Origin of the sequence: Aquipseudomonas alcaligenes (assembly GCF_003205495.1) — a bacterium.
Lineage (GTDB): Bacteria > Pseudomonadota > Gammaproteobacteria > Pseudomonadales > Pseudomonadaceae > Aquipseudomonas > Aquipseudomonas alcaligenes_B.
Map to the genome: position 1 here is coordinate 25,608 of NZ_QJRX01000012.1, position 20,620 is coordinate 46,227.

The 20,620-nt window shown below is 63.2% G+C and carries 16 protein-coding genes; 4 read left to right on the plus strand and 12 right to left on the minus strand.

Annotated features, from left to right (window positions below; all coding sequences use genetic code 11):
- Positions 1-57 precede the first annotated feature (57 nt).
- The 9 genes from DMO17_RS18955 to hsdR all read right to left on the minus strand — a co-directional run bounded on the left by DMO17_RS18955 (position 58) and on the right by hsdR (position 12,626).
- Positions 58-1,464: a tyrosine-type recombinase/integrase gene (locus DMO17_RS18955; RefSeq protein ID WP_110684039.1), complete on the minus strand. Its 1,407-nt coding sequence runs from the start codon at positions 1,462-1,464 to the stop codon at positions 58-60.
- Positions 1,465-1,782: 318 nt separating this feature from the next.
- Positions 1,783-2,706: a restriction endonuclease gene (locus tag DMO17_RS18960; protein ID WP_110684040.1), complete on the minus strand. Its 924-nt coding sequence runs from the start codon at positions 2,704-2,706 to the stop codon at positions 1,783-1,785.
- Positions 2,707-2,733: 27 nt separating this feature from the next.
- Positions 2,734-3,507 (minus strand): nuclease-related domain-containing protein, encoded by a 774-nt coding sequence (locus DMO17_RS18965; protein WP_110684041.1) that lies wholly within the window; start codon positions 3,505-3,507, stop codon positions 2,734-2,736.
- Between the two features lie 24 nt (positions 3,508-3,531).
- A complete protein-coding gene (locus DMO17_RS18970; protein WP_110684042.1) occupies positions 3,532-4,161 on the minus strand; it encodes a hypothetical protein in 630 nt (209 codons plus the stop codon).
- Positions 4,158-4,859: an F-box domain-containing protein gene (locus tag DMO17_RS18975; RefSeq protein ID WP_110684043.1), complete on the minus strand. Its 702-nt coding sequence runs from the start codon at positions 4,857-4,859 to the stop codon at positions 4,158-4,160. Before DMO17_RS18975 ends, DMO17_RS18970 begins: the two co-directional genes overlap by 4 nt.
- A gap of 79 nt (positions 4,860-4,938) precedes the next feature.
- Positions 4,939-6,366 carry a restriction endonuclease subunit S gene (locus DMO17_RS18980; protein ID WP_110684044.1) on the minus strand — a complete coding sequence of 476 codons (1,428 nt, stop codon included), beginning with the start codon at positions 6,364-6,366 and terminating at the stop codon, positions 4,939-4,941.
- Entirely contained in the window at positions 6,359-7,906 is a 1,548-nt protein-coding gene (locus DMO17_RS18985) for a class I SAM-dependent DNA methyltransferase (protein WP_110684045.1), read from the minus strand. The genes DMO17_RS18980 and DMO17_RS18985 overlap by 8 nt, the downstream gene beginning before the upstream one ends.
- Before the next feature lie 3 nt (positions 7,907-7,909).
- A complete protein-coding gene (locus DMO17_RS18990) occupies positions 7,910-9,064 on the minus strand; it encodes a Fic family protein (protein ID WP_110684046.1) in 1,155 nt (384 codons plus the stop codon).
- A gap of 85 nt (positions 9,065-9,149) precedes the next feature.
- Positions 9,150-12,626 carry a type I restriction-modification system endonuclease gene (gene hsdR, locus DMO17_RS18995; protein ID WP_110684047.1) on the minus strand — a complete coding sequence of 1,159 codons (3,477 nt, stop codon included), beginning with the start codon at positions 12,624-12,626 and terminating at the stop codon, positions 9,150-9,152.
- Between the two features lie 162 nt (positions 12,627-12,788).
- Here hsdR and DMO17_RS19000 point away from each other — a divergent pair, with 162 nt between their 5' ends.
- Together DMO17_RS19000 and DMO17_RS19005 are read left to right on the plus strand one after the other, a co-directional pair.
- Positions 12,789-14,030, plus strand: a complete 1,242-nt coding sequence (locus DMO17_RS19000) for an MFS transporter (RefSeq protein ID WP_110684048.1) — start codon at positions 12,789-12,791, stop codon at positions 14,028-14,030.
- Between the two features lie 190 nt (positions 14,031-14,220).
- Positions 14,221-15,009 (plus strand): SDR family NAD(P)-dependent oxidoreductase, encoded by a 789-nt coding sequence (locus DMO17_RS19005; protein WP_110684049.1) that lies wholly within the window; start codon positions 14,221-14,223, stop codon positions 15,007-15,009.
- A gap of 72 nt (positions 15,010-15,081) precedes the next feature.
- Here the strand turns inward: DMO17_RS19005 and DMO17_RS19010 are convergent, their stop codons facing one another.
- The 3 genes from DMO17_RS19010 to DMO17_RS19020 all read right to left on the minus strand — a co-directional run bounded on the left by DMO17_RS19010 (position 15,082) and on the right by DMO17_RS19020 (position 17,654).
- Positions 15,082-15,642: a TetR/AcrR family transcriptional regulator gene (locus DMO17_RS19010; RefSeq protein ID WP_110684050.1), complete on the minus strand. Its 561-nt coding sequence runs from the start codon at positions 15,640-15,642 to the stop codon at positions 15,082-15,084.
- A 171-nt stretch (positions 15,643-15,813) separates the two neighbouring features.
- Complete coding sequence (locus DMO17_RS19015; RefSeq protein WP_110684051.1) at positions 15,814-16,944, minus strand: thiolase family protein; 1,131 nt, start codon at positions 16,942-16,944, stop codon at positions 15,814-15,816.
- Positions 16,945-17,114: 170 nt separating this feature from the next.
- Complete coding sequence (locus DMO17_RS19020) at positions 17,115-17,654, minus strand: PaaI family thioesterase (RefSeq protein WP_110684052.1); 540 nt, start codon at positions 17,652-17,654, stop codon at positions 17,115-17,117.
- A 112-nt stretch (positions 17,655-17,766) separates the two neighbouring features.
- Here DMO17_RS19020 and DMO17_RS19025 point away from each other — a divergent pair, with 112 nt between their 5' ends.
- Positions 17,767-18,969 carry an MFS transporter gene (locus tag DMO17_RS19025; protein WP_110684053.1) on the plus strand — a complete coding sequence of 401 codons (1,203 nt, stop codon included), beginning with the start codon at positions 17,767-17,769 and terminating at the stop codon, positions 18,967-18,969.
- Positions 18,970-18,987: 18 nt separating this feature from the next.
- Positions 18,988-20,388: a dihydrolipoyl dehydrogenase gene (lpdA, locus tag DMO17_RS19030; RefSeq protein WP_110684054.1), complete on the plus strand. Its 1,401-nt coding sequence runs from the start codon at positions 18,988-18,990 to the stop codon at positions 20,386-20,388.
- Positions 20,389-20,620 lie beyond the last annotated feature (232 nt).

Consider the following 20,620-nt stretch of genomic DNA (forward strand, 5'->3'; position numbering starts at 1 on the left):
GCTTTCTCGTTGCGCTGTCTTGGTGAGATATTTTTCGCTGGAGTTATGTGATATCAACTAAAGAGACAAAGAAGTCTCTGAGTTTTTGGCTAGGATTGATTCCAGATTCTCACCGAGCAAGCGCCAAGCCTCGGTTTTCTCCTTGGCATAATCGTGGTGCAGGTAATGCCGACGTACCTTGGAGCCGCCTAATAGATGATTCTGGCAGCGATCAATTATCTCCAGTGTGACGCCAAGCTTCTGCATCATGGTGGCGCCTGTACGTCTCAGATCGTGCGGTGTCCATTCACCCTTGGTGCCCTTGCTTAGTACTAGTGAATCGTCGTGATGCCGGCCTGCAAGGGGCTTGCTGCGATTTTTGAAGCGGCACTGTCGATCGCCGATCAGTTTACTGATCGTCTTGGTATCGACGTGGCTATCGCCATTCTTGCTAGGGAAGCAAAACGGGGTGTGGCAGGTCTCTTTGTGCAGTCGCTTGAATTGCTCAAGAGCAAAGGCGGAAAGAAAGACGTGGTGATCCTGTCGCTTGCCTTTGTGGCCCTTGGTTGCTTCGGCTGGGATGAACCAGGTGCCTTTTTCTAGATCAACATGCCGCCATTCAGATTTGAGTAGCTCGCCGATACGGCAAAGGGTGCTCAAGCAGATCCAAACTGCGCTCTGAACGCGCGTGTTGACAGGCCGAATGCCTGAATATTTTTGGCCTGCAGGCAAGGCTTCGTAGTCACGCTCAAGGCGCTCGAAGATATCGCGCAGCTCGCGAATTTCATCTGGCGAAAGCAGCCTGTCGCGCTGTTCTTCATAGTCGTGGTCGAGCAGCTTGTTTACGTCGATCAGGTCGGCAGGATTACCGTCAGCCATTAGGCTTCGCCAGGGCTTTCGCTTTTCTCCCCAGCGCAGCATTTGGCCAATGTCCTTGCTGCGAATTACGACAGTGCGGTTCAGTCCGCGAGATTTGACTGAGCGCAGGACTGCGAGCAGATCCTTTTCGGTCAGGTTGCGTAGAGGCTTCTTTCCAATGAATGGCAGGACGTCCTTTTTGAAGCTGCGGATCAGCTCGGCATTGCCGTCCTGTCGGGAGACGCCGTCGCGTATCCATTCGTCAAACAGGTCAGCGACTGTTTTGTTTTCCGCGGCTTCACGCTCTGCTTTAGCGATCGTGGTGGCAATCGCTGTTTGTGCTTCGATTCGTGCTGCTTTGGCGGCAAGGGTAGGGTGAAGACCTTTCGTGACAAGTGTCCGGGCTTCGTCACGCTCAGATCGAATTTGTGCCAGGCTTTTCTTCGGCCAACTGCCCAGCCGCTTTCGTGTTCTGGAGCCATCCAGTTTGAATTCGTAGCTGAATTGAACCGTGACCCCACGCACTCCAGCTCGCACCTCGGCAACCAGTCCTCCATCCTCTCGGAAGACCTTTCCATGATCTTCAGCTGTGAAAGCCTCCAGTTGCTTGATCGTCAGCTTGGCCACTCTCTACCCCTAGTAAAATTCTTCGCGCCCGAATTTTGTGCCACTTTTGTGCCACCGAAATGCTTGGCTGCTGGTGGACGGTAGTGAACGCTATGGGAAGGTAAAATAGCCTGAAAGCCCCGTAATTACTAGGCTTAACGTTGTTTGTAGATGTCCCTGATGATCTATGGAAATCCAGTAATTAAGCGCATGGGGTGCAAGGGGTCGAGTGTTCGAATCACTCCGTCCCGACCAAATAACCCTAACAAAAAGGCCAGTCAGCAATGACTGGCCTTTTTGTTTGTGTCGCACTTGCTCCCCATGCAAGTGCGTTTTGAATCAAAGCTCTTCGTCGAAGTAGTCACTATCGAGGCGTGGCAGTTTGAGCAGGCGCGAGGTCACGCCGACTTCGTGGTCCATCATCAGATTGACCAGGCGTTGGCCGTCGACCAACACCATGCCCTCTACCGAGCGGGAGAAGTCGACGGCCTGGGCGGAGAAGCCGGAGGTAGTGATGAACACGCCGCGCTTGGCCTTCTGGCCGGCGAGGGCGCCGTAGAAGGCTTGCAGCTCCGGGCGGCCGACGGTGTTCTGCCAGCGCTTGGCTTGCACATAGACCTTCTCCAGGCCCAGCGCGTCCAGTGAGATGACTCCATCGATACCGCCGTCGCCGCTGCCGCCGACCTGTTGCAGGTCTTCGCGGTTGGCGCCGTAGCCGAGGCGGTGCAGCACATCGAGCACTATGACCTCGAAGCGCGCCGGGCTGACCTGCAGCAGGCTGTCGAGCAGGTCGCCGGCGACGCTGGCACGCAGTTCCTTCAGGGCTTGCTCCAGGCGCTCTTCGGGACTGGCGGTAGCGGCGCTGGTGGCGAGCGGAGCGTCTGGTTCCGCGTCCAAAGCTACCGCGTCGCTGGCTGTTTTCAATTTCACATCCATGAAGTCTACGGCCAGATGCTCGACCCGATCGGGTGAGAGCGGGGCGGGATGCGCTTGGGCAAATGCCAGGCCTGCTTCGGTGAGCTTCCAGACGCCGCGCTTGGCGCTGCTGGAGAGCCCTGAGCGCTTGAGGCGGTCGTGGGCCCAGCCGGCGCGGTTCTTGTAAGTGGCCTGGCCGCTGGCAATGGTTTCCTGGCGCTGGGTGTTGCTCAGCTGCAGTGCATGGGCAGCGGCCTCATGTGCCTCGCGGGCTGGAGCGCCGTCCGGGCGGCTGGCGAGAAAACGCAGGATGGGTTCGATGAACTGGTCGTAGGTGGGTAGGGACATCCGTGCTACCTGCTGTAAGTGTGGAAATCAGGCCAAGGGTTGCATGGTGCGGCATTTAGGGAAGGCGCTGCAGCCCCAGAAGCGCTGGCCGGCCTTGGGGCCGCTCTTGACGGTGCGTATCAGCAAGGCGCTACCACACCTGGGGCATTGGCGCTCGGCGTTTGGGTCGCTGCGTTGCTTGAGGCGCTGCACATGCTCGCGTTGGGTGGCCAGGGTCGGGGCGAGGCGGCCGCTTTGCAGGGCTGCCTGCATGGCTTCGATCTGCTCCTCGCTGAATACCGGTTGGTCGAATGACTTGATGTAGCGGATAAAGCCGCCGCCCTGGGTGACGTTGGCCGGCATCGGCGTTTTCAGGGTGGCGCCGCCGACGAAGGCGATCACCGAATGCAGATGCTCCGGCGCCACGCCCAAGGCCGACTCCAGGGCCTTGAGGTGCTTGTAGTTCTGGCGTAGCGGGTTCTGGAACTTGAAGCGCTGCTTGTAGATCTGCTGAGTCCACTGTGCCTGCTGTTCGCTGCCGAAGATCCAGCCGCGCATGTTCTTGGTCTCCAGCACGAAGATGCCGAAGGGCGAGAGGAACACATGGTCGATCTGTGTGGTGCCGTCCGGCGAGGGCAGCGTCACGTCATGCAGGCGACGGTAGATCTGACGATCCAGCTGATAGTGAGCAAAGACCCTGACCAGCCGTTCACCGAACCAGCCCTTGAACCAAGGCGTTTTCAGCAGGCCGATCAGCAGCATGGCCGGGATCAGCCATTTCAGGGTATCCAGCAGAGGCTGGAGAATGACGAAATAGTTCATGGCAGTCCTTTGCGGTTTGTGATCCTAAGACTCTGGCCCGATCTGCAGCCCTAGAGCCTTGCTGGCTGCACTAAGCCAACTATCGATCATGTCGTTGACCGATGACTGATCAGCCAGCGCTGCTAGGGGGATAGCTTTCACGTAGCACCTGTAGCCAGGTACTTCACTGGCAGTGCCGACGGTGCCGTCGGCCGGGTACGGAATACCGCACCAGACCTTGCTGTACCAGTTGTACGGCGCTTTGGCCGGGGTATCGCAGACCACAACGGACAAAACAAGCTCACTGTGCGTTTTCTCAACGGACTCTTGGCTGAATGTCTTGCTGTACTTGTCAAAACCCGTATCGCTGCGAATCCAGGCGCCGAACATCTGGTCACCTTTACGGTGGTTGTCCCATGGGGCGTCCTGTCCCGCATGCTTCAACCAGAGCAGCGACAGGTCGTAGCAAGGCAAATATCGCCACCCGGAGAACTCGTCGCTTTCAAGGCCAGCCGCGTCGCCGGGACGTTTGAAAACATGCTCCTGGTAATAAGCGTTCGCGCCAAGACGCTCGCGGATGTAGCCGAGCAGTTCAAACAGGTGCTGTTGATAGTCCGCAAGCAGGCGGTAGGCGCGACGTACGTCCAACAGTGCATCATCAAGTGACGAGGTCATTTGCGGCTCCATGCGCGAAATACTCCGGGAGAGATCTTTATGCCCGCGGGGCTGAGTTGTCCGAGCCAGCGCATCGGGTGCGTGCGTAGCCCGTGCCAGGCGAAGCAACGGGCCAAATCATTCACCAGACGCTCCTCTCCGGCGGATGCTCCGACAGTAACTGTTTGCACTGCCTCGAATAGCTGTTGCCAGCTGCGGCAGATAAGCCTGAACGGGCGAAGCTGAGGGGCGGGAATGGCGCACTTGATCTCTTGCTGCAATCTGGAGCGAGCCGACTCGCGAAGATCGTCCAGACCGCCCAGCGCCAACAGCAGGCAATGGTCAGGCAGCGCCCCGTCACCCCAGCCGGCCAGCAACTCCCTGGCCAGTTGTTCAGCGCTTTGCTGACGCTGGTTATCGTGGCGCTTGGCTTCGACCAGCAGGGTAGTCTGGCCATCGCTCAGCACGACATCCGGCTCGACTCGAGTGCCATCCTGCAAGTACCAGGATGGCCAGAACTCCAGTCTATCCAGACGGCCAAAAGGCTCTTGCAGGAGTGCTGACATGATGGCGCTGAACTGCGTGTCGGAAAGGTAAGACAGGCGCTCGAATACAGTGGCAGTCAGCACGTCTTCGGCTCCGCGCGCTTCTTCCAGCTGGATTTGCGAGTTTTCCAGCCCGGTGCCGATTCGTTTACCGACCAAGACGGCGTTCAGCATGTTGCCCCCTGTTCTTAATGATTTTGAGCCTGCATCCAGGTGTGTGGATGATGATTAACCAGGCAGTCGACTCGCAGCATCAGGCGCTTTTCCTGCCGCGTTTGGCTTTTGGGGCGGCGGCGCGTTGGGCCTGGATGCGTTCGAGAAGCAGGCTGGCGGGTTCGTCGTTCGAGTCTTGGGGCACCAGTTCGCCGCGGAAGGCCTTGGCCAGGATGCTTTGGGTCAGGCGGTCGATACGGGCCTTGGCCGTGGCGACCTTGGCTTCCAGTTGATCGGCGAAGGCGAACAGTTGCTCGACACGACGGACAATCTCGGCTTGCTCTTCGAGTGGTGCAAATGGAATCGCCAGAACTTTCATGTCAGTTAGATGAAGATTTTTAATGGCGCTTCCGACAATTCGACTCGAAATATCGATTTCACCCACCCACTTCATCAGGGCGATATCAATGAACCTCATATTCACGAGTTTTGAGGCTGGCTTTATAAGAGCGACACTAACAAACAAAGAAAACTCGGCTTGAGTGTTGACCATAGCCGTTCTGCCGATTGTTCCACTCTTTGTGATTAGCAAGTCGCCCTTTTGAGGGTAGCAGCGCTTACAAAGCTCCTCATGCTCTCTATTAGTAATAAATTTCGTACTAGAAAAATCAATAACGCCATCACGGATATCCTTGACCGAGATGAACGGAACTCCACTTTCAACATAGGTAGGAGTGTGATGCGTCCCGTCAACGATTTTGGCTGACAGGGAATCAAGCGAAACCCATCGCCATGTTTGGGGGATTTCATATTCTTCATTTTTGAGATGGGTTGACGGGGCCTTCTTCGACTTCGAGAGGAGCAGGCGATCACGCAAAATTGCATTTATCTGCTCTGCCACATCACATCTCGTATTACCGGCTCGCCACTCCTCCGTCAATCGCCCGGAAACCGCTGCGGCAAGGACGGATTGGCGGAAGCGTTTGAGCAGGGCGGGGATGGTGTCGATGCGAGATTTGAGAGTGTCTACTTGGGCCAGCAGTTCATCGAGTTTTTGGGCGATGCGGGTTTGTTCGGCGAGTGGCGGAAAGGAAATTTCTGTTTTCTCGAAAGTTCCCTTGGTTACATGACGTAGGCCTACCCCGCCTTGAGCTGAGCTGATTAGCTCATCCAGCTTCTGATTAATCGCGTAACGAAGAAATCCACGGTTAGTCTCTCGCTCCGAAAACTCAATCTTGAAGATGTGCTGATTCAGAACGGCATCGCCGCCATGCCAAATATGCGCGCCAAAAGAGGTGCCTGGCGTGCCGGACCAAGCAAAGAGTAGATCGCCATTTTTAACATGGTGCTTTGCGTCAAACTCTCCTGAGAAATGATTGAACTTTGAAGTCGGATTGTTCAGGTTTTGAATTCTGATGATCGGTAAACCGGACTCTGACCACTCTTGAGGTTTGAATGCGCGGCCATTGATCAGGTTGCACAGATCGCCAATCTCAGCGCGTCCCCATCCACTCGGCAACTCACTCATCCCCAACCTCCTGAGCCACCGCCAACCCCATCACCTCGGCCAGCATCCTTTTCTGCTGCTCCGCCTCATCCCCGGCCCCCAGTGCCTGCATCAGCTGATCCAGCTCACGCAGGGCTTCGGTCAGCTCAGCCATGGCCTCACCGGCCAGTACCTCGGGCGCCGGCAGTTCGCTGGCATCCAGGCTGTCGGCGTCCTTGAGCCAGCTGATATCCAGGGAGTCGCCACGCTCACGGATCTGCTCGCGGGTAAAGACGCGGAAGCGGCTCTGCTCGCCGATGCCTTCGACATTCTCGGCGCGCGGGCTGGTGCCGTTGGCATCGGCGCCGTAGGCGTCCTCGAAGGCTTTGAGGTGCTGGGCGCCGAAGGGGGTGCGCTTGCCGAAGCTGGGCATATTGGTGCGCAGGTCGTAGATCCACACGCTGCGGGTGCAGCCTTCGCTCTGGTAGGCGTCGTCGGGCGAGCCTTTCTGGAAGAACAGCACGTTGGTCTTCACGCCCTGGGCGTAGAAGATGCCGGTGGGCAGGCGCAGGATGGTGTGCAGGTTGCACTTGTCCATCAGGTCGCGGCGCACGTCGGTGCCGACGCCGGCCTCGAATAGCACGTTGTCCGGCAATACGACGGCGGCGCGGCCGCCAGGCTTGAGGCCACGGTAGATGTGCTGGAGGAAGGCCAGCTGCTTGTTGCTGGTCTTGTAGGTGAGGTCGTCGCGGGTGGGGCCGCCGCCGCCCTTGGCGGTGCCGAAGGGCGGGTTGGAGAGGATGACATCGGCCTTGGGCAGGTTCATGCCGGCCTGACCGAGGGCGTTGCCCAGGTGCACCACGCCCTCGGCGTCGCCTTCCATGCCGTGCAGCAGGCAGTTCATCAGGGCCAGGCGGCGGGTGCCGGGCACCAGCTCGATGCCGACGAAGGCCTGGTTGCGCTGGAAGGCGCGCTCGCGGTCGTTGAGGTCGTAGTGATCGTCGCTGTGCTGTTTGATGTAGGCATCGGCGGCAATGAGGAAGCCGGCGGTGCCGGCGGCCGGGTCCTGGATCACTTCGCCGGGTTGCGGCTGGATGACGCGGATGATGCTGTCGATCAGCGGGCGCGGGGTGAAGTACTGGCCAGCGCCGGACTTGGTTTCGCTGGCGTTCTTTTCCAGCAGGCCTTCGTAGAGGTCACCGAGGCCGTCCTGGCGGGCGCTGAACCAGTCGATGCCGTCCAGGCTCTGGATCAGCTGGTCGAGGTGGCGCGGCTCCTTGAGGCGGGTCTGGGCGTCGGCGTAGATGGCGGCGATCAGCGGGTCGCTGCTCTTGCCCAGGTCCAGCAGCATCTGCCGGTAGTGGTTGAGCAGGGTGAGGCCGGATTTGCCGGTGAGGTCCGGCCAGCGGGCGCCTGCGGGCAGCTTGTGCTCGAAGCCGCTGCCGTTCTGCACCTGCTCGTATTCCATCTTGATGAACAGCAGCAGGACCAGCTCGGTGACGTAGTCGCTGTAGTTGATGCCGTCGTCGCGGAGGACGTCGCAGAGGCTCCAGAGTTTCTGGACGATATCGGTGTTGGTCATGGCTTACTCGGTGGTGGGGCCGGGCAGGGCGCTGCCGGGCCGGTTGATCTGGTAACGGGTGCTGCGGCCGCCGCCGGGCAGGCGGGTGAGGCAGCCTTTTTCCAGCAGATCGCTCAGGTGGCGGGTGGCGGTGGCTTTGGAGACCTGGGCCACGGCCTGGTACTGGGCGGCGCTGATGCCGGCCTCGAAGCCCTTGTCGCCGCCATCGAACAGGCGGTTGAGCACCTTGACCTGCTCGGCGGACAGCGCCGCCGCGCGGTACTGCTGCCAGAAGCGCGCCTTGGCCAGCAGGCGGTCGATACGGGCCAGTGCCTGTTCCAGGCTGCGCAGCAGGGTGGCGAGGAACCACTGCAGCCAGGCGGTGAGGTCCGGCGTGCCGCGCTGGCTGGTTTCGAGGATGCGGTAGTAGCCGGCACGGTCGTCGAGGATGCTCGCCGACATGGCGTAGAAGCGGATGGCCTGGCGCTCGCTCTGGGCCAGGGCAAGGTCGGTGAGGGCGCGGGTGAGACGGCCGTTGCCATCGTCGAAGGGGTGCAGGGTGACGAACCAGAAATGGGCAATGCCGGCGCGCAGCAGCGGGTCGAGGCTGGCGTCCGCGCGGCTGTGCTCGAACCAGGCGAGGAAGGCGTCCAGCTGCGGCTCCAGCACTTCGCGGGGCGGAGCCTCGAAGTGCACGGTGGGGTTGTCCAGCCGGCCGGAGACCACCTGCATGGGCTCCTCGCCGCGCAGCGCGCCGACGCGGATGCGGCTGGCCAGCGGGAAGTCGTCGGCCGGGAACAGCCAGCGGTGCCAGCAGAGCAGGCGCTCACGGGTGAGGGGCTGCTGGTGGTTGCCGGTGGCGTCGAGCAGCAGTTCGGCCAGGCCTTCGCTGCGGGCGCTGGGTTTGCCTTCGGCGGCCAGGCCCAGGCGGCGCGCCAGGGAGGAGCGCACCGAACCGACGTTGAGCTGCTCACCCTCGATGGCTGAGGAGGTAAGGATGTTCTGCAGCAGGGCGTCCAGGCTGTTCTGCGCCTCGGCCTCGGCGCCGACCGCGCCGGCCATGCCGAGCAACTTGCCCTGCGCCTGGGCGCAGGCCCGCAGCGGCGCGGCGAGGGCGTCGGCCTGCCAGGTGAAGTGCGGCCAGTCAGGGTGCTGCCAGATCCAGCGGGTGTCGTGCATGGGTGTTCTCAGCGGAGGTGAGCCGAATAGAGAATTTATTCGGCTCATTGAGTGAGCCGATTATGCGGGCTATTCGGCTCACCGGCTAGCTGACTTGTGGCCAGAGGTTGTCGTTCAGCGCCTGCAGCACGCTGGCGAGGTTGCCATCCAGATGCTTGTCGAGCAGCCGCAGGCCGCCGTGCTCGCGGAAGGCATCGTTGAGCTGGGTGCTGTCGAGCACCACTTCGTGCACCAGTTGCTTGGCCAGGCGGTCGAGCCATTTGCGCTGTTGTGGCGTCCAGCCGTGCAGGCCGTAGATGTGCTGCATGGCCTGCTGTACGCGCTGCTCGAAGGGCAATAGCGCTTCGCCGATGGCGGCCTGGCGGATGTAACCGATGATGCTGGCGGCGATTTCCTGGTTGGTGGCGTTGCGCCAGGCGCTTTTCAGGCTGGCTTCGCTGAAGCCGGCGTTGTCCAGCAGCAGGCGCACTTCGCGCAGCTGTTCGCGGGTGAGGTCGCGCGGGCGGTTGACCACCACGGCCAGTGCGGCGGACTGGTTGAGCTGGTTGTGGATGAAGTCGTGGAAGCTCTCCAAGTAGTCGGCGGGCTTCTGGTTCTGCCCGTAGTTCTGTTCGCGCACCTTGAGTTCGTCGCTGTGGGTGGCGATCACCGGGTAGTTTTCCGAGGCGAGCAGGGCTTTGACGCTGTCGAGCTGCTGCAGCAGGCGGCTGTGGCTGCGGACGAAGTGCGCGGCCTGCTGCGGGCCGAGCTCATGCAGGTGCTTGTGCAGTTCGGCCGGCGGCACGCCCCAGGCGTCCTGCAGTTCGTCGAGTTTCTGCTTGAGCGTGGGCTTGCTCTCGGCCTTGTGCTGGGCCTTGCGCAGGATACGCATGACGCGCTGGCCGAGCTGGTCGAGCACGTCGTCGGCGTGGCTGGCGCCCTCGCGGCTGCCGGGTGCTTCGAGGCTGGCGGGGTTGGCCAGTTCGCTGAGCAGCTGCTCCAGCGGCACATTGGGGTTCTTCACCAGCGGTTGCATGGTGTCGACCGCTTCCAGCGCGGCATAGAGATCGACGGGGTCGTAGATGCGGAACACGGTCTTGCCGATGTCGTCGCAGCGGCGGGTGGCGCGGCCCTTCATCTGTTCGTAGAGGATGCGCGAGCGTACCCGGCGCATGAACACCAGGTTGCAGATGCGTGGCACGTCGATGCCGGTGGTGAGCAGGTCGACGGTGATGGCGATGTTGGGGAAGCGCTCGTTCTTGTAGAGGCGGATGAGCTGGTCAACCTTGTCGCTCTGCCCGGTGATGATGCGCACGGCGGCTTCGTTGTACTGCTCTTCGTAGTGGGCGGCGAAGGCATCGTCGAGCAGGCGCTTGATGCGTTCGGCGTGCTTCTGGTTGACGCAGAAGATCATGGTCTTCTCTTCGCCGAAGGGGTCGAGCTCCTTGGCCAGCTCGGTGCAGATCACCTGGTCGAAGGCCTCGGTGATCACGCTGCGGTTGAACGATTCGATGTTGAAGTCGAGTTCGTCTTCCAGCTCGGCGCTTTCCACTTCGCCGGTCTGGGTGTCGAGCACGCTGACCGTCTCGCCCTTGGCGAAGTGGATGCCTTCAGCGGCCAGGCGGGTGACGTAGCGGATCGGCGGTTCGTGGTCGATCAGCCAGTCGTCGGCCACGGCCTCGCGGTAGCTGTAGGTGAACACCGGCTTGCCGAAGATTTCGCTGGTGTGCCGCGCCGGGGTGGCGGTGAGGCCGATCTTGCAGGCGTCGAAGTAGTCCAGCACGCGGCGGTATTGCGAGAGGTACTGGGCGGTGTCGCGCAGGGCCAGTTCGCCTTCGCTCATGTCCTGGTCGAGGGTGTAACCGCGGTGCGCTTCGTCGACGATGATGCAGTCGAACTCGTCGATGGGCAGTGGGTTGTCGGACTGGAACACGCGGCGAACCATGGACTGCACGGTGGCCACCTGCACGCGGGTGGCGGCCTCGGCGGCCATGTCGCCGAGCTCCTTAATGTCGTAGATCTGCGCCAGGGTCTGGTTCTGTTCCAGCGTCATGTCGTGGAAGGCTTCCACGGCCTGTTGGCCGAGGGCGCTGCGGTCGACCAGGAAGAGAATGCGCTTGAAGCGCTCGGCCTTCAGGAAGCGGTAGAGCAGGCCGATGATGGTGCGGGTCTTGCCGGTGCCGGTGGCCATGGCCAGCAGGCAGTCACGCTGGTTGTTGGCCAGGGCCTGTTCGACGGCCTGGATGGCCTTTTCCTGGTAGGGGCGCAGCTTGAGGTAGGCGAAGCCTTCGCTTTTGAGTTTGGCTTCGGCGTCTTCGCGGCTGCGCCTGAGCAGGTCGAGCAGGCCGTCCGGGGTGTGGAAGCTGGGCAGCGGGCGGCCGGTGTTGGCCGGGCTGCGCAGGTCGCGGAACCAGGTGCCGGACTGTTCGGCCAGCTGTTTGATAAAGGGGCGGCCGTTGCAGGCGAAGGCGAAGGGCACGTGGAAGTGGCCGCCCTGGCCATCGGCCCAGGGCAGGCTGAGCCCGGCCAGTTCCCAGGCGGGCTGCTGTTCGCCGCCCAGGGGGTAGTCGCGGGCATAGCGCTCGGCCTGGGGGATGCAGGCGCTGATGTTGATGCGCTTGCGCTTAGCTTCGACGATGGCGATGGGCGTGAGGCCGGCGAACAGTACGTAGTCGGCACAGGCCTTGGGGCTGCTGGTGGGCCATTCGGCGATGGCTTTGTTCTTGCCCTTTTCCGGGCGCGCGCCCTTGGCGTGGGTGAGGTCGAGGGAGTCGGCCTCCCAGCCGGCTTCGAGCAGCTGCTGGTCGATGATGATGCGGGTGAGGTCTTCCGACAGGTCGAAGTGGCTGCTGGCCTGTTGGGTCTTGTGCAGTACCTGCTGAGTGGCCTGGGGTTTGGCCTCCAGCTCCTGCTGCAGGGCTTTGAGGCTGCGCTCGTGTTCGGCGCGCAACTGGGCGAGCGCGGCTTCATGGGCGGCGGCCTGTTCCTTGTAACGGCGCGACTCGGCATCCATCTGCTCGGCGAGCACGGCGTATTCCTCGGCCTCGCGTTTGAGCAGCGCCGTGAGCTGCTGATTGCTTTCCACCTGCTGGCTGGACTCGTGGAGTTGCGCTTTGAGCTGTTCGATCTCGCCCTGCAGCTCGCGCAGCGGCGCGCTGGGGTCGCTGGGCATCACGAATGGCCCGGGCTTGAAGTTGCTGCCGGCCTTGCCGAGAGCCTGGTGATACCAGACGCAGAGGGCGCGGGCGACCTTGAGGCCGTCGAGGGCTTCGCGGTGCTGGGTGCGGAACTGGTGGGTGGCCTTGTTGCCTTCGATGCGCAGGGTGTGGAACAGGCTGCTGATGCTGCGGTCCAGCTGGATTTCACGACCGAGCTTGTAGAGCAGGTCGGCCTGGGAGGTCTGCTGGTCGAACTCGATGCCAGCGCGACTGGCCAGATCCTGGGCCAGGGCTTCGCCAAGCTGGCGCAGTTTGATCAGGGTGGTGTTGGGGTCGGCGGCGAAGACCTGCTCGGCGGTGCTGGCGAGCTGCAGGAACAGGGGATCGTGTTCCTTGAGGAAGCTGAAGTTACTGCTGGCGGTCATTGGTCGTCCCTGAACAGCCTGGTCGTGAGGTGAACTCTACCTGTTGCCTGGCGAGCGTGGCCAGGTGATCGCTGGCAGTTTGCCGGAAAGCAAAGCTGTTTGCCCGGCCAGCTTTGCCTCCGCTAGAGTGCGCCCCTCGTTTTCCTCTTCGGGGCTTGCGCTGTGTCCGCCGAACATTCTGTTTATCGTCAGCCGGGCTTCCTGCCTTTTCTCACCGCGCGGGTGCTGGCGATGTTCGCCGTGCAGATCATGGCCGTTGTGGTGGCGTGGCAGGTGTACGAGCTGACGCGTGATCCGATGTCGCTGGCTTATGTGGGGCTGGCGCAGTTCCTGCCGATGCTGTTTCTGCTGTTGCCGGCCGGTGATCTGATCGATCGCTTCGACCGCAAGTGGATTCTGGGGCTGAGCTGGGGCGTGGAGGCATTGTGCGCGGCGGCGCTGCTTGGGCTTTCGGCGAAGCAGGGGCCGGTCGGTGCTTTCTATATGGTCCTGGTGTTCTATGGCTGTGCGCGGGCCTTCACCGGCCCTGCGCTGTCCAGTCTGCTACCGCAGATCGTGCCGCGCGAGCGGCTGGCAGCGGCCATCGCGGCCAACAGCATGATAGTGCGCGCCTCGACCATTTCCGGTCCGGTGTTGGGCGGCGGTCTCTATGCGCTGGGCGGTGGTGAGCTGACCTATGCGGTGTGCCTGCTGTGCTTCGCCGCCGGCGTGCTGATGCTGGCAGCCGTGCAGGTGCGCTACCGCGAGGACAGTCGACCGCTGGAGGCTACGGCCTGGCAGCGCTTCACCGCGGGCATCCGGTTTATCCGTTCGCGGCCGATCATCCTCGGCACCATTTCGCTGGATCTGTTCGCCGTTTTGCTCGGCGGGGTGGTGGCGCTGTTGCCGATCTATGCCCATGAGGTGCTGCAGGTGGGGCCGACCGGGCTGGGTATCCTGCGTAGCGCCATGGCCATCGGCGAGGTGCTGGTGGGCTTCTACCTCAGCCTGCGGCCGTTCAACCGGCATGTGGGGCTGAGCATGTTCGTCGCGGTGGCGGTGTTCGGCGTGGCCAACCTGGTGTTCTCGCTGTCCAGCCTGTTCTGGCTGTCGTTTGCCGCATTGCTGGTGGCGGGCGGCGCGGACATGGTGAGCATGTACATTCGCTCCTCGCTGATCCAGTTCTCTACCCCGGACGCCATGCGCGGCCGGGTGAACGCGGTGAACATGCTGTTCATCGGCTCCTCCAACGAGCTCGGCGAATTCCGTGCCGGCAGCAGCGCCGCCTGGTTCGGCGCGGTGCCGGCGGCGGTGCTGGGCAGCCTGTGCACGCTGGGTGTAGTGGGCGCCTGGATGGCGGGTTTCCGTAGCCTGCGCCGGGTCGATCGCTTCGAGGATGCGGCCGTGGAGCGCGCGGCGGCATAGATCGATTCAGCCCAAGCCTGGGCGGGCTTGGGTCCTTTCGTTGCTGGCGTGCGCCGGAATCCGGCTATACCTGCATTGACTCCCCCTTTGCTCATCTCTCTATGGATGCCATAGAGAGGAAGGGGGTTGTTTGATTATGGGTGTCATATAATATGTCGGTCGTCATCCAACTCGTTTCGGGAGAATCACCATGAGCAAACAAGGCAAGGCGCTGATTACCGGCGCATCCGCGGGTATCGGCGCCACCTATGCCGAACGTCTGGCTCGGCGCGGCCATGATCTGCTGCTGGTGGCACGTGATCTGGCGCGCCTGGAGGAGATGGCCGGGCGTCTGGCACAGCAGCATGGGGTCAAGGTCGAGGTGCTCAAGGCCGACTTGACGCAAAAGGCCGACGTGCTGGCCGTCGAGGACAGGCTGCGCGCCGATGCTGAGATCAGCCTGCTGGTGAACAATGCCGGTATCGCCACCCATGGCACCCTGGCCGAGGCGGATCTGGACCTGGCGGAGAGCCTGATCCAGCTCAATGTGGTGGCGCTGACCCGTCTGGCCTCGGTGGCTGCCGCCCAATTCACCGCCCGTGGTCGCGGCGCCATCATCAATATTGCCTCGGTGGTTGCGCTGGCGCCTGAGATGTTCAACGCCGTGTACAGCGCGTCCAAGGCTTACGTACTGAGCCTGACCCAGACCCTCGGCAGCGAGCTGGCCGGCAAGGGGGTACAGGTGCAGGCCGTGCTGCCGGGCGTGACCCGCACCGAGATCTGGGAGCGCAGCGGCATGGACGGCAGCAAGCTGCCGCCGGAGATGATCATGGAGGTGAGCGAGATGGTCGATGCGGCGCTGGCCGGCTTCGACCAGGGCGAGCTGGTCACTATCCCGTCGCTGCCGGATGCCGCCGATTGGAAGGCTTTCGTCGCCGCCCGCGGCGCGCTGGGCCCGAACCTGTCGCGCAATCACGCGGCGCCGCGCTACAAGCGCTGAGGCCGGAAAGAAAAAGCCCCCGAGACCTCGGGGGCTTTTTTATGCGTCGGTGCAGCCGCTATGGTAACGAGCTCAGCCCGCCGTCTGCTCCAGCAGCAGGTCACGGGTACCGGCGCGCAGCAGTTCCGCCAGCTCGGGGTCGGTGACGCTGCGCGACAGTACCAGGGCGCCGACCATGGCCGAGAGGATCAGTGCGCTCTGCTTCTGCGCGTCGTCGCCAGAGAGATGGCTGGCGATCAGTGCCAGGCGGTCGCGTACGATCTGGTCGGTGACCGGGCTGGGCTGGCCGCGCTGGCCCAGCTCGGCGGACATGGTCGGCAGCGGGCAGCCGGCGCCGGGCGACTTGCAGTGAGCGGCGGAGAGGTAGCGCTTGATCAGCCCCTGCAGTGGCTGCGGGTCCTGCTCAAGCTCCTTGAGGCCTTCGGAGAGCTGGTTGGCGCTCTGCTGCAGGGCCTGCTCGACCAGGTCGTCCTTGGACTTGAAGTGGGCATAGAAGCCGCCGTGGGTCAGGCCCAGGGCCTTCATCAGCGGCTGCAGTCCGGTGGCCAGCACGCCGTCGCGGCGAAAGCGCAGGGCGGCCTCGTCGACGATGCGCTGGTGGGTCTTGGCTTTGTGGTCTTCGGAATAGCGCATGGTGGTCAGTTCCAGGCAGGAATTGAAATGCTGACCTTCATCTTACACCGGGATCGCGCAGCACGGGCGTGGCATGTCAGCGCGCCTGTCGGGCTGTGGAGCGACTCTGGTGTGGGTGAGCCTTATGAAAGAGCGACCCGGGACGTGGCGTCCCGGACCGCCCTCTGCGCCTTATACGGCCTCGAGCAGCGTGGCCACGCCCTGGCCGCCGGCGATGCACTGGGTGGCGATGGCGTAGCGGCCGCCGGTGCGCTTGAGCAGCGCGGCGGCCTTGCCGGTGATGCGTGCGCCGGTGGCGCCCAGCGGGTGGCCGAGGGCGAGGGCGCCGCCGTCCAGGTTGACTCGCGCCATGTCCAGGCCCAGCTCGCGCACGCAGGCGATGGACTGGCTGGCGAAGGCTTCGTTGATCTCCACCAGATCGATATCGGCGATGCTCAGGCCGGCGCGTTCCAACACCTTGCGGGTCGCCACCACCGGGCCCATGCCCATGATCTCGGGGGCGCAGCCACCGACGGCGACGGCCTTGATGCGGGCGAGGATCTCCAGCTGGTGGCGACGGGCGAATTCTTCGCTACATACCAGCACGGCGGCGCTGCCGTCGGTGAGCGGCGAGGAGGTGGCTGCGGTGACGCTGCCGCCGAAGGCCGGCTTGAGCTGGGCCAGCGCCTCGAGGTTGGTGCCGGGGCGGATGCAGCCGTCTTCGCTGACCACGCCGTCCGGGGTCTCCACGGCGAGGATCTCATCCTTGAAGTAGCCGAGTTCGCGGGCGCGCACGGCCTTGGCGTGGGACTCGACGGCCATGGCTTCCTGCTCCTCGCGGCCGATGGCGTAGCGCTTGGCCACTTCTTCGGCGGTATGCCCCATGGCCATGTACACCTGCGGGAAGCTGCTCATCAGGCTGGGGTTGGGGGAGATGTTGAAGCCGCCCATGGGGACGCGGGTCATGGACTCCACGCCGGCGCAGAGGAAGGCCTCGCCGGCGCCGAGCATGATCTGCCCGGCGGCGAAGTGCACCGAGGTCATGGACGAACCACAGAAGCGATTGATCGTGGCGCCGCCCAGGGTCTCGGGGAAGCCGGCGCGGAAACTGGCGATGCGGGCTATGTTCATGCCCTGTTCGGCCTCGGGGTAGGCGCAGCCCATGATCACGTCCTCCAGTTGGCCAGGGTCGAGATCGAGCTTGTTGACCAGCCCTTTCAATACCTGTGCCGCCAGGTCGTCAGGGCGCAGGTTGATCAGGCCGCCTTTCTTGGCGAAGTGGAAGGGGGAGCGGGCGTAGCCGGCGATCACGATGGAGGTCATGGCTGTGGTCCTGTGTCGGTTGGGGAGGCGGGATTCGCCGTCCTTCAAAAAATGATAGATGTAATTCAAACGATCGTATAGATGCTGGTTGTCATCTAATTGGTTGTGGGGCAGTTCGGCGATGAGCGGTGCAGCGAGTCCGCTGGCAAGCCATCGGGCTCGCGCATCGGTCAGCCTTGCAGGTCGAGGATCATGCAGGTGGTGGAGCCGACCGCATACAGGCGGTCGTCCACGTCATAGAGGCGGCCCTCCGCCAGCGCGGTGGAGCGGCCGAGGTGGACGATACGGCCTTCGGCGCGGAGTGGGCCGACCCTGTTGGTGATCGCCCGCACATAGCTGATGCGCAGGTCCATGGTGGTGTAGCCCTGGCCCGGCTGCAGCCGGGTGTGCACGGCGCAGCCCATGCAGGAGTCGAGCAGGGTCGCCGCGTAGCCGCCGTGCACGCTGCCCAGCGGGTTGTAGTGGCGGGCGTCCGGCGTGCCCTGGAACAGGAAGCGACCCGGTTGCCACTCCAGAGGGATGAAGTCGACCAGGTGGCCGAAGGGCGGGCAGGGCAGCTCGCCGCTGCCGATGCGGTCGAAGAATTCCTGGGCGCTCAGTTCGCTGACCTGTTTCAGCGACAGGGTGCCGGGTTCGCCGAGCCGGGCGCGGGCGGCGCGCTCGGCCTCCTGCCAGATGGCCAGGGTCTGTTCGCGGGTCTGGGCTTGCATGGTAGGGGCTCCTCTCGTCTTTTGATGATGGACATAATTCAATATTTCATATTATGGTCGAAATATAAATGGCGGTTTCGCTTCGAAAGCGCCGCGAGCTCGGAGAACGACCATGCCGAAACCGTCCAAGACCCTGCTGCTGATGCTCATGACGCTGACCGCACTGGGCGAGATATCCACCCAGCTGTTGATTCCCGCACTCGGTGAGCTGGAGCAGGGCTTCGCGGCCAAGCCGGGAGCGAGCCTGGCCGCGCTGTCGATCTTCGTCGCGGCTTTCGGTCTAGGGCAGCTGGTAGTGGGGCCGTTGTCGGACCGCCTCGGCCGCCGACCGGTGCTGATCGCCGGCTTGTTGGGCTACCTGCTGGCGACCGGCTCGATGCTGCTGGCCGGTGATATTGCCGAGTTCATCGCCGCCCGCGCGCTGCAGGGGCTGGGCGCGTGCTCGGCACTGGTGCTGGCGCGGGCGGTGGTTCGGGACGTGTGGCAGGCCCAGGCCGGTCCGGCCCTGGCGCTGACCGTGATCGGCATGCTCACCTCCATCGCCCTCGCCCCCATGCTCGGCGGCCTGCTGACCATGGCCTGGGGTTGGCAGGCGCCGGTGCTGGCGGCCATGTCCGTCGGCGCGGTGGTCCTGCTGGCCGTGCTCTTCTTTTATAGAGAGAGCAATGCGCATCCAGACCCGCAGGCCGGGCGCCTGCTGAAGCTGGCCGGTGATTACCGGGACCTGCTGCGCGGGCGCTCGGTCCGCACCTTCGCCCTGACGCTGGCGTTTACCTATGGCGCGATGTTCTGCGTGATCGCCGGTTCATCCAGCGCCTATATAAAGCTGCTCGGCCTGAGCGCGGCGGAGTACGGCCTGACCTTCGGCGCCATCGTCTCCGGCCTGATCGCCGGCGCCCTGTTCACCCAGAGAAAGATTCTCCAGCTCGGCCCGCAGCGCATCGTTGCCATCGGCGTCGCCCTGGTGGCCGGCGGCGCGGCGCTGACGCTGCTGGTACACGGCCTGCTCGGCCTCTCGGTACTGGGTCTGTCGCTACCGCAGGTGCTGGTCACCGTGGGCGGCGGCATGGTGCTGCCGGCTTCGGTGGCCGGGGCGGTAATCCCCAACGCCCACCGCGCCGGGCTGGCGGCAGGCTTCATGGGCTTCGCGCAGATGGCGGGCGCCACCCTGGCCGGCGTCCTGCTCGGCCAGCTGCAGGACGGCACGTCCTGGCCTATGGTTCTTCTTCATGGCCTGTTCGCCACGGCGGCTTTCGCGGCCTTCCATCTGTTGAGCCGCGCGGCGGGTGCATCCCCCGTGCCGGCCAATAGCTGACTCGAAGAGGGGTGCTTCATGAGTGCATACGATGTGGTGGTGATCGGCGGTGGCCCCGGCGGTTACAACGCCGCCATCCGCGCCGGGCAGTTGGGGCTCAAGGTCGCCTGTGTGGAGGGGCGCGAGACGCTCGGCGGCACCTGTCTGAATGTCGGCTGCATGCCATCGAAGGCGTTGCTGCACGCTTCGGAGCTGTATGAGGCGGCGGCTGGCAAGGAGTTCGCCAGTCTCGGCATCGAGGTCAAGCCTGTGCTCAACCTGGCGCAGATGATGAAGCAGAAGGAGGAGAGCGTCGCCGCGCTGACCAAGGGCATCGAGTTCCTCTTCCGCAAGAACAAGGTCGACTGGATCAAGGGCTGGGGCAAGCTGGCCGGGGCAGGGCGGGTGCAGGTCACCATGGCCGATGGAAGCCTCAACGAGCTGCAGGCCAAGGACATAGTGATCGCCACCGGCTCCGAGCCGACACCGCTGCCGGGCGTGACCATCGACAACCGGCGCATCCTCGACTCCACCGGGGCGCTGTCGCTGCCCGAGGTCCCCAGGCACCTGGTGGTGATCGGTGCGGGTGTCATCGGGCTGGAGCTGGGCTCGGTCTGGCGCCGCCTGGGCAGTGAGGTGACGGTGGTCGAGTACCTGGATCGTATCTGCCCCGGCCTGGACGAGGAGACGGCCAAGACCCTGCAGCGCTCGCTGAGCAAGCAAGGCATGAGCTTCCGGCTCGGCAGCAAGGTGGCCGGTGCGGTGGTCAAGGGTGAGAGCGTGGAGCTGAGCGTGGAGCCGGCCACCGGTGGTGCTGCCCAGGTGCTGGAGGCCGACTATGTGCTGGTGGCCATCGGCCGCCGCCCCTACACCCTGGGACTGGGTCTGGAGAGCGTTGGTCTCACCACCGACAAGCGCGGCATGTTGGCCAACGAACAGCACAAGACCTCGGTACCGGGCATCTGGGTGATAGGTGATGTCACTTCCGGTCTGATGCTGGCGCACAAGGCGGAGGACGAGGCGATCGCCTGCGTCGAGAAGATTGCCGGCAAGGCCGCCGAGGTGAACTATGGAGTCATCCCCAACGTCATCTACACCAGGCCCGAAGTGGCCTGCGTTGGCATGACCGAGGAGCAGCTCAAGGCGGAAGGTCGGGCCTACCGGGTCGGCAAGTTTCCCTTTACCGCCAACAGCCGCGCCAAGATCAACCACGAGACCGAGGGCTTCGTGAAGGTGCTGGCGGATGAGCGCACCGACGAGATTCTCGGTGTGCACATGGTGGGGCCGAGCGTGAGCGAGATGATCGGCGAGTACTGTGTGGCCATGGAGTTCGCCGCATCCTCCGAGGACGTGGCGCTGATCTGTCATCCGCACCCGACCCGCTCCGAGGCGCTGCGCCAGGCGGCCATGGGAGTCGAAGGTTGGATCATGCAGGCCTGAGACTGTCGTCTATATAGGTAGGAGACGGAGATTGCAGGATCTTTGCAGAAAGGAGTTGACGGTTAAATTTGGTCCCCTATAATGCGCACCACTTCCGTCGCAGTTCTCTCGGAAAACTCCTTGAAAATCAAAGAGTTGGATGAAAAAAGAGGTTGACCGGATGGCGGATTCGAGTAGAATGCGCCGGGCTGACAGGGTGGTGGTTGAGTCCTGTTGGTGCTTCGGTCGAATG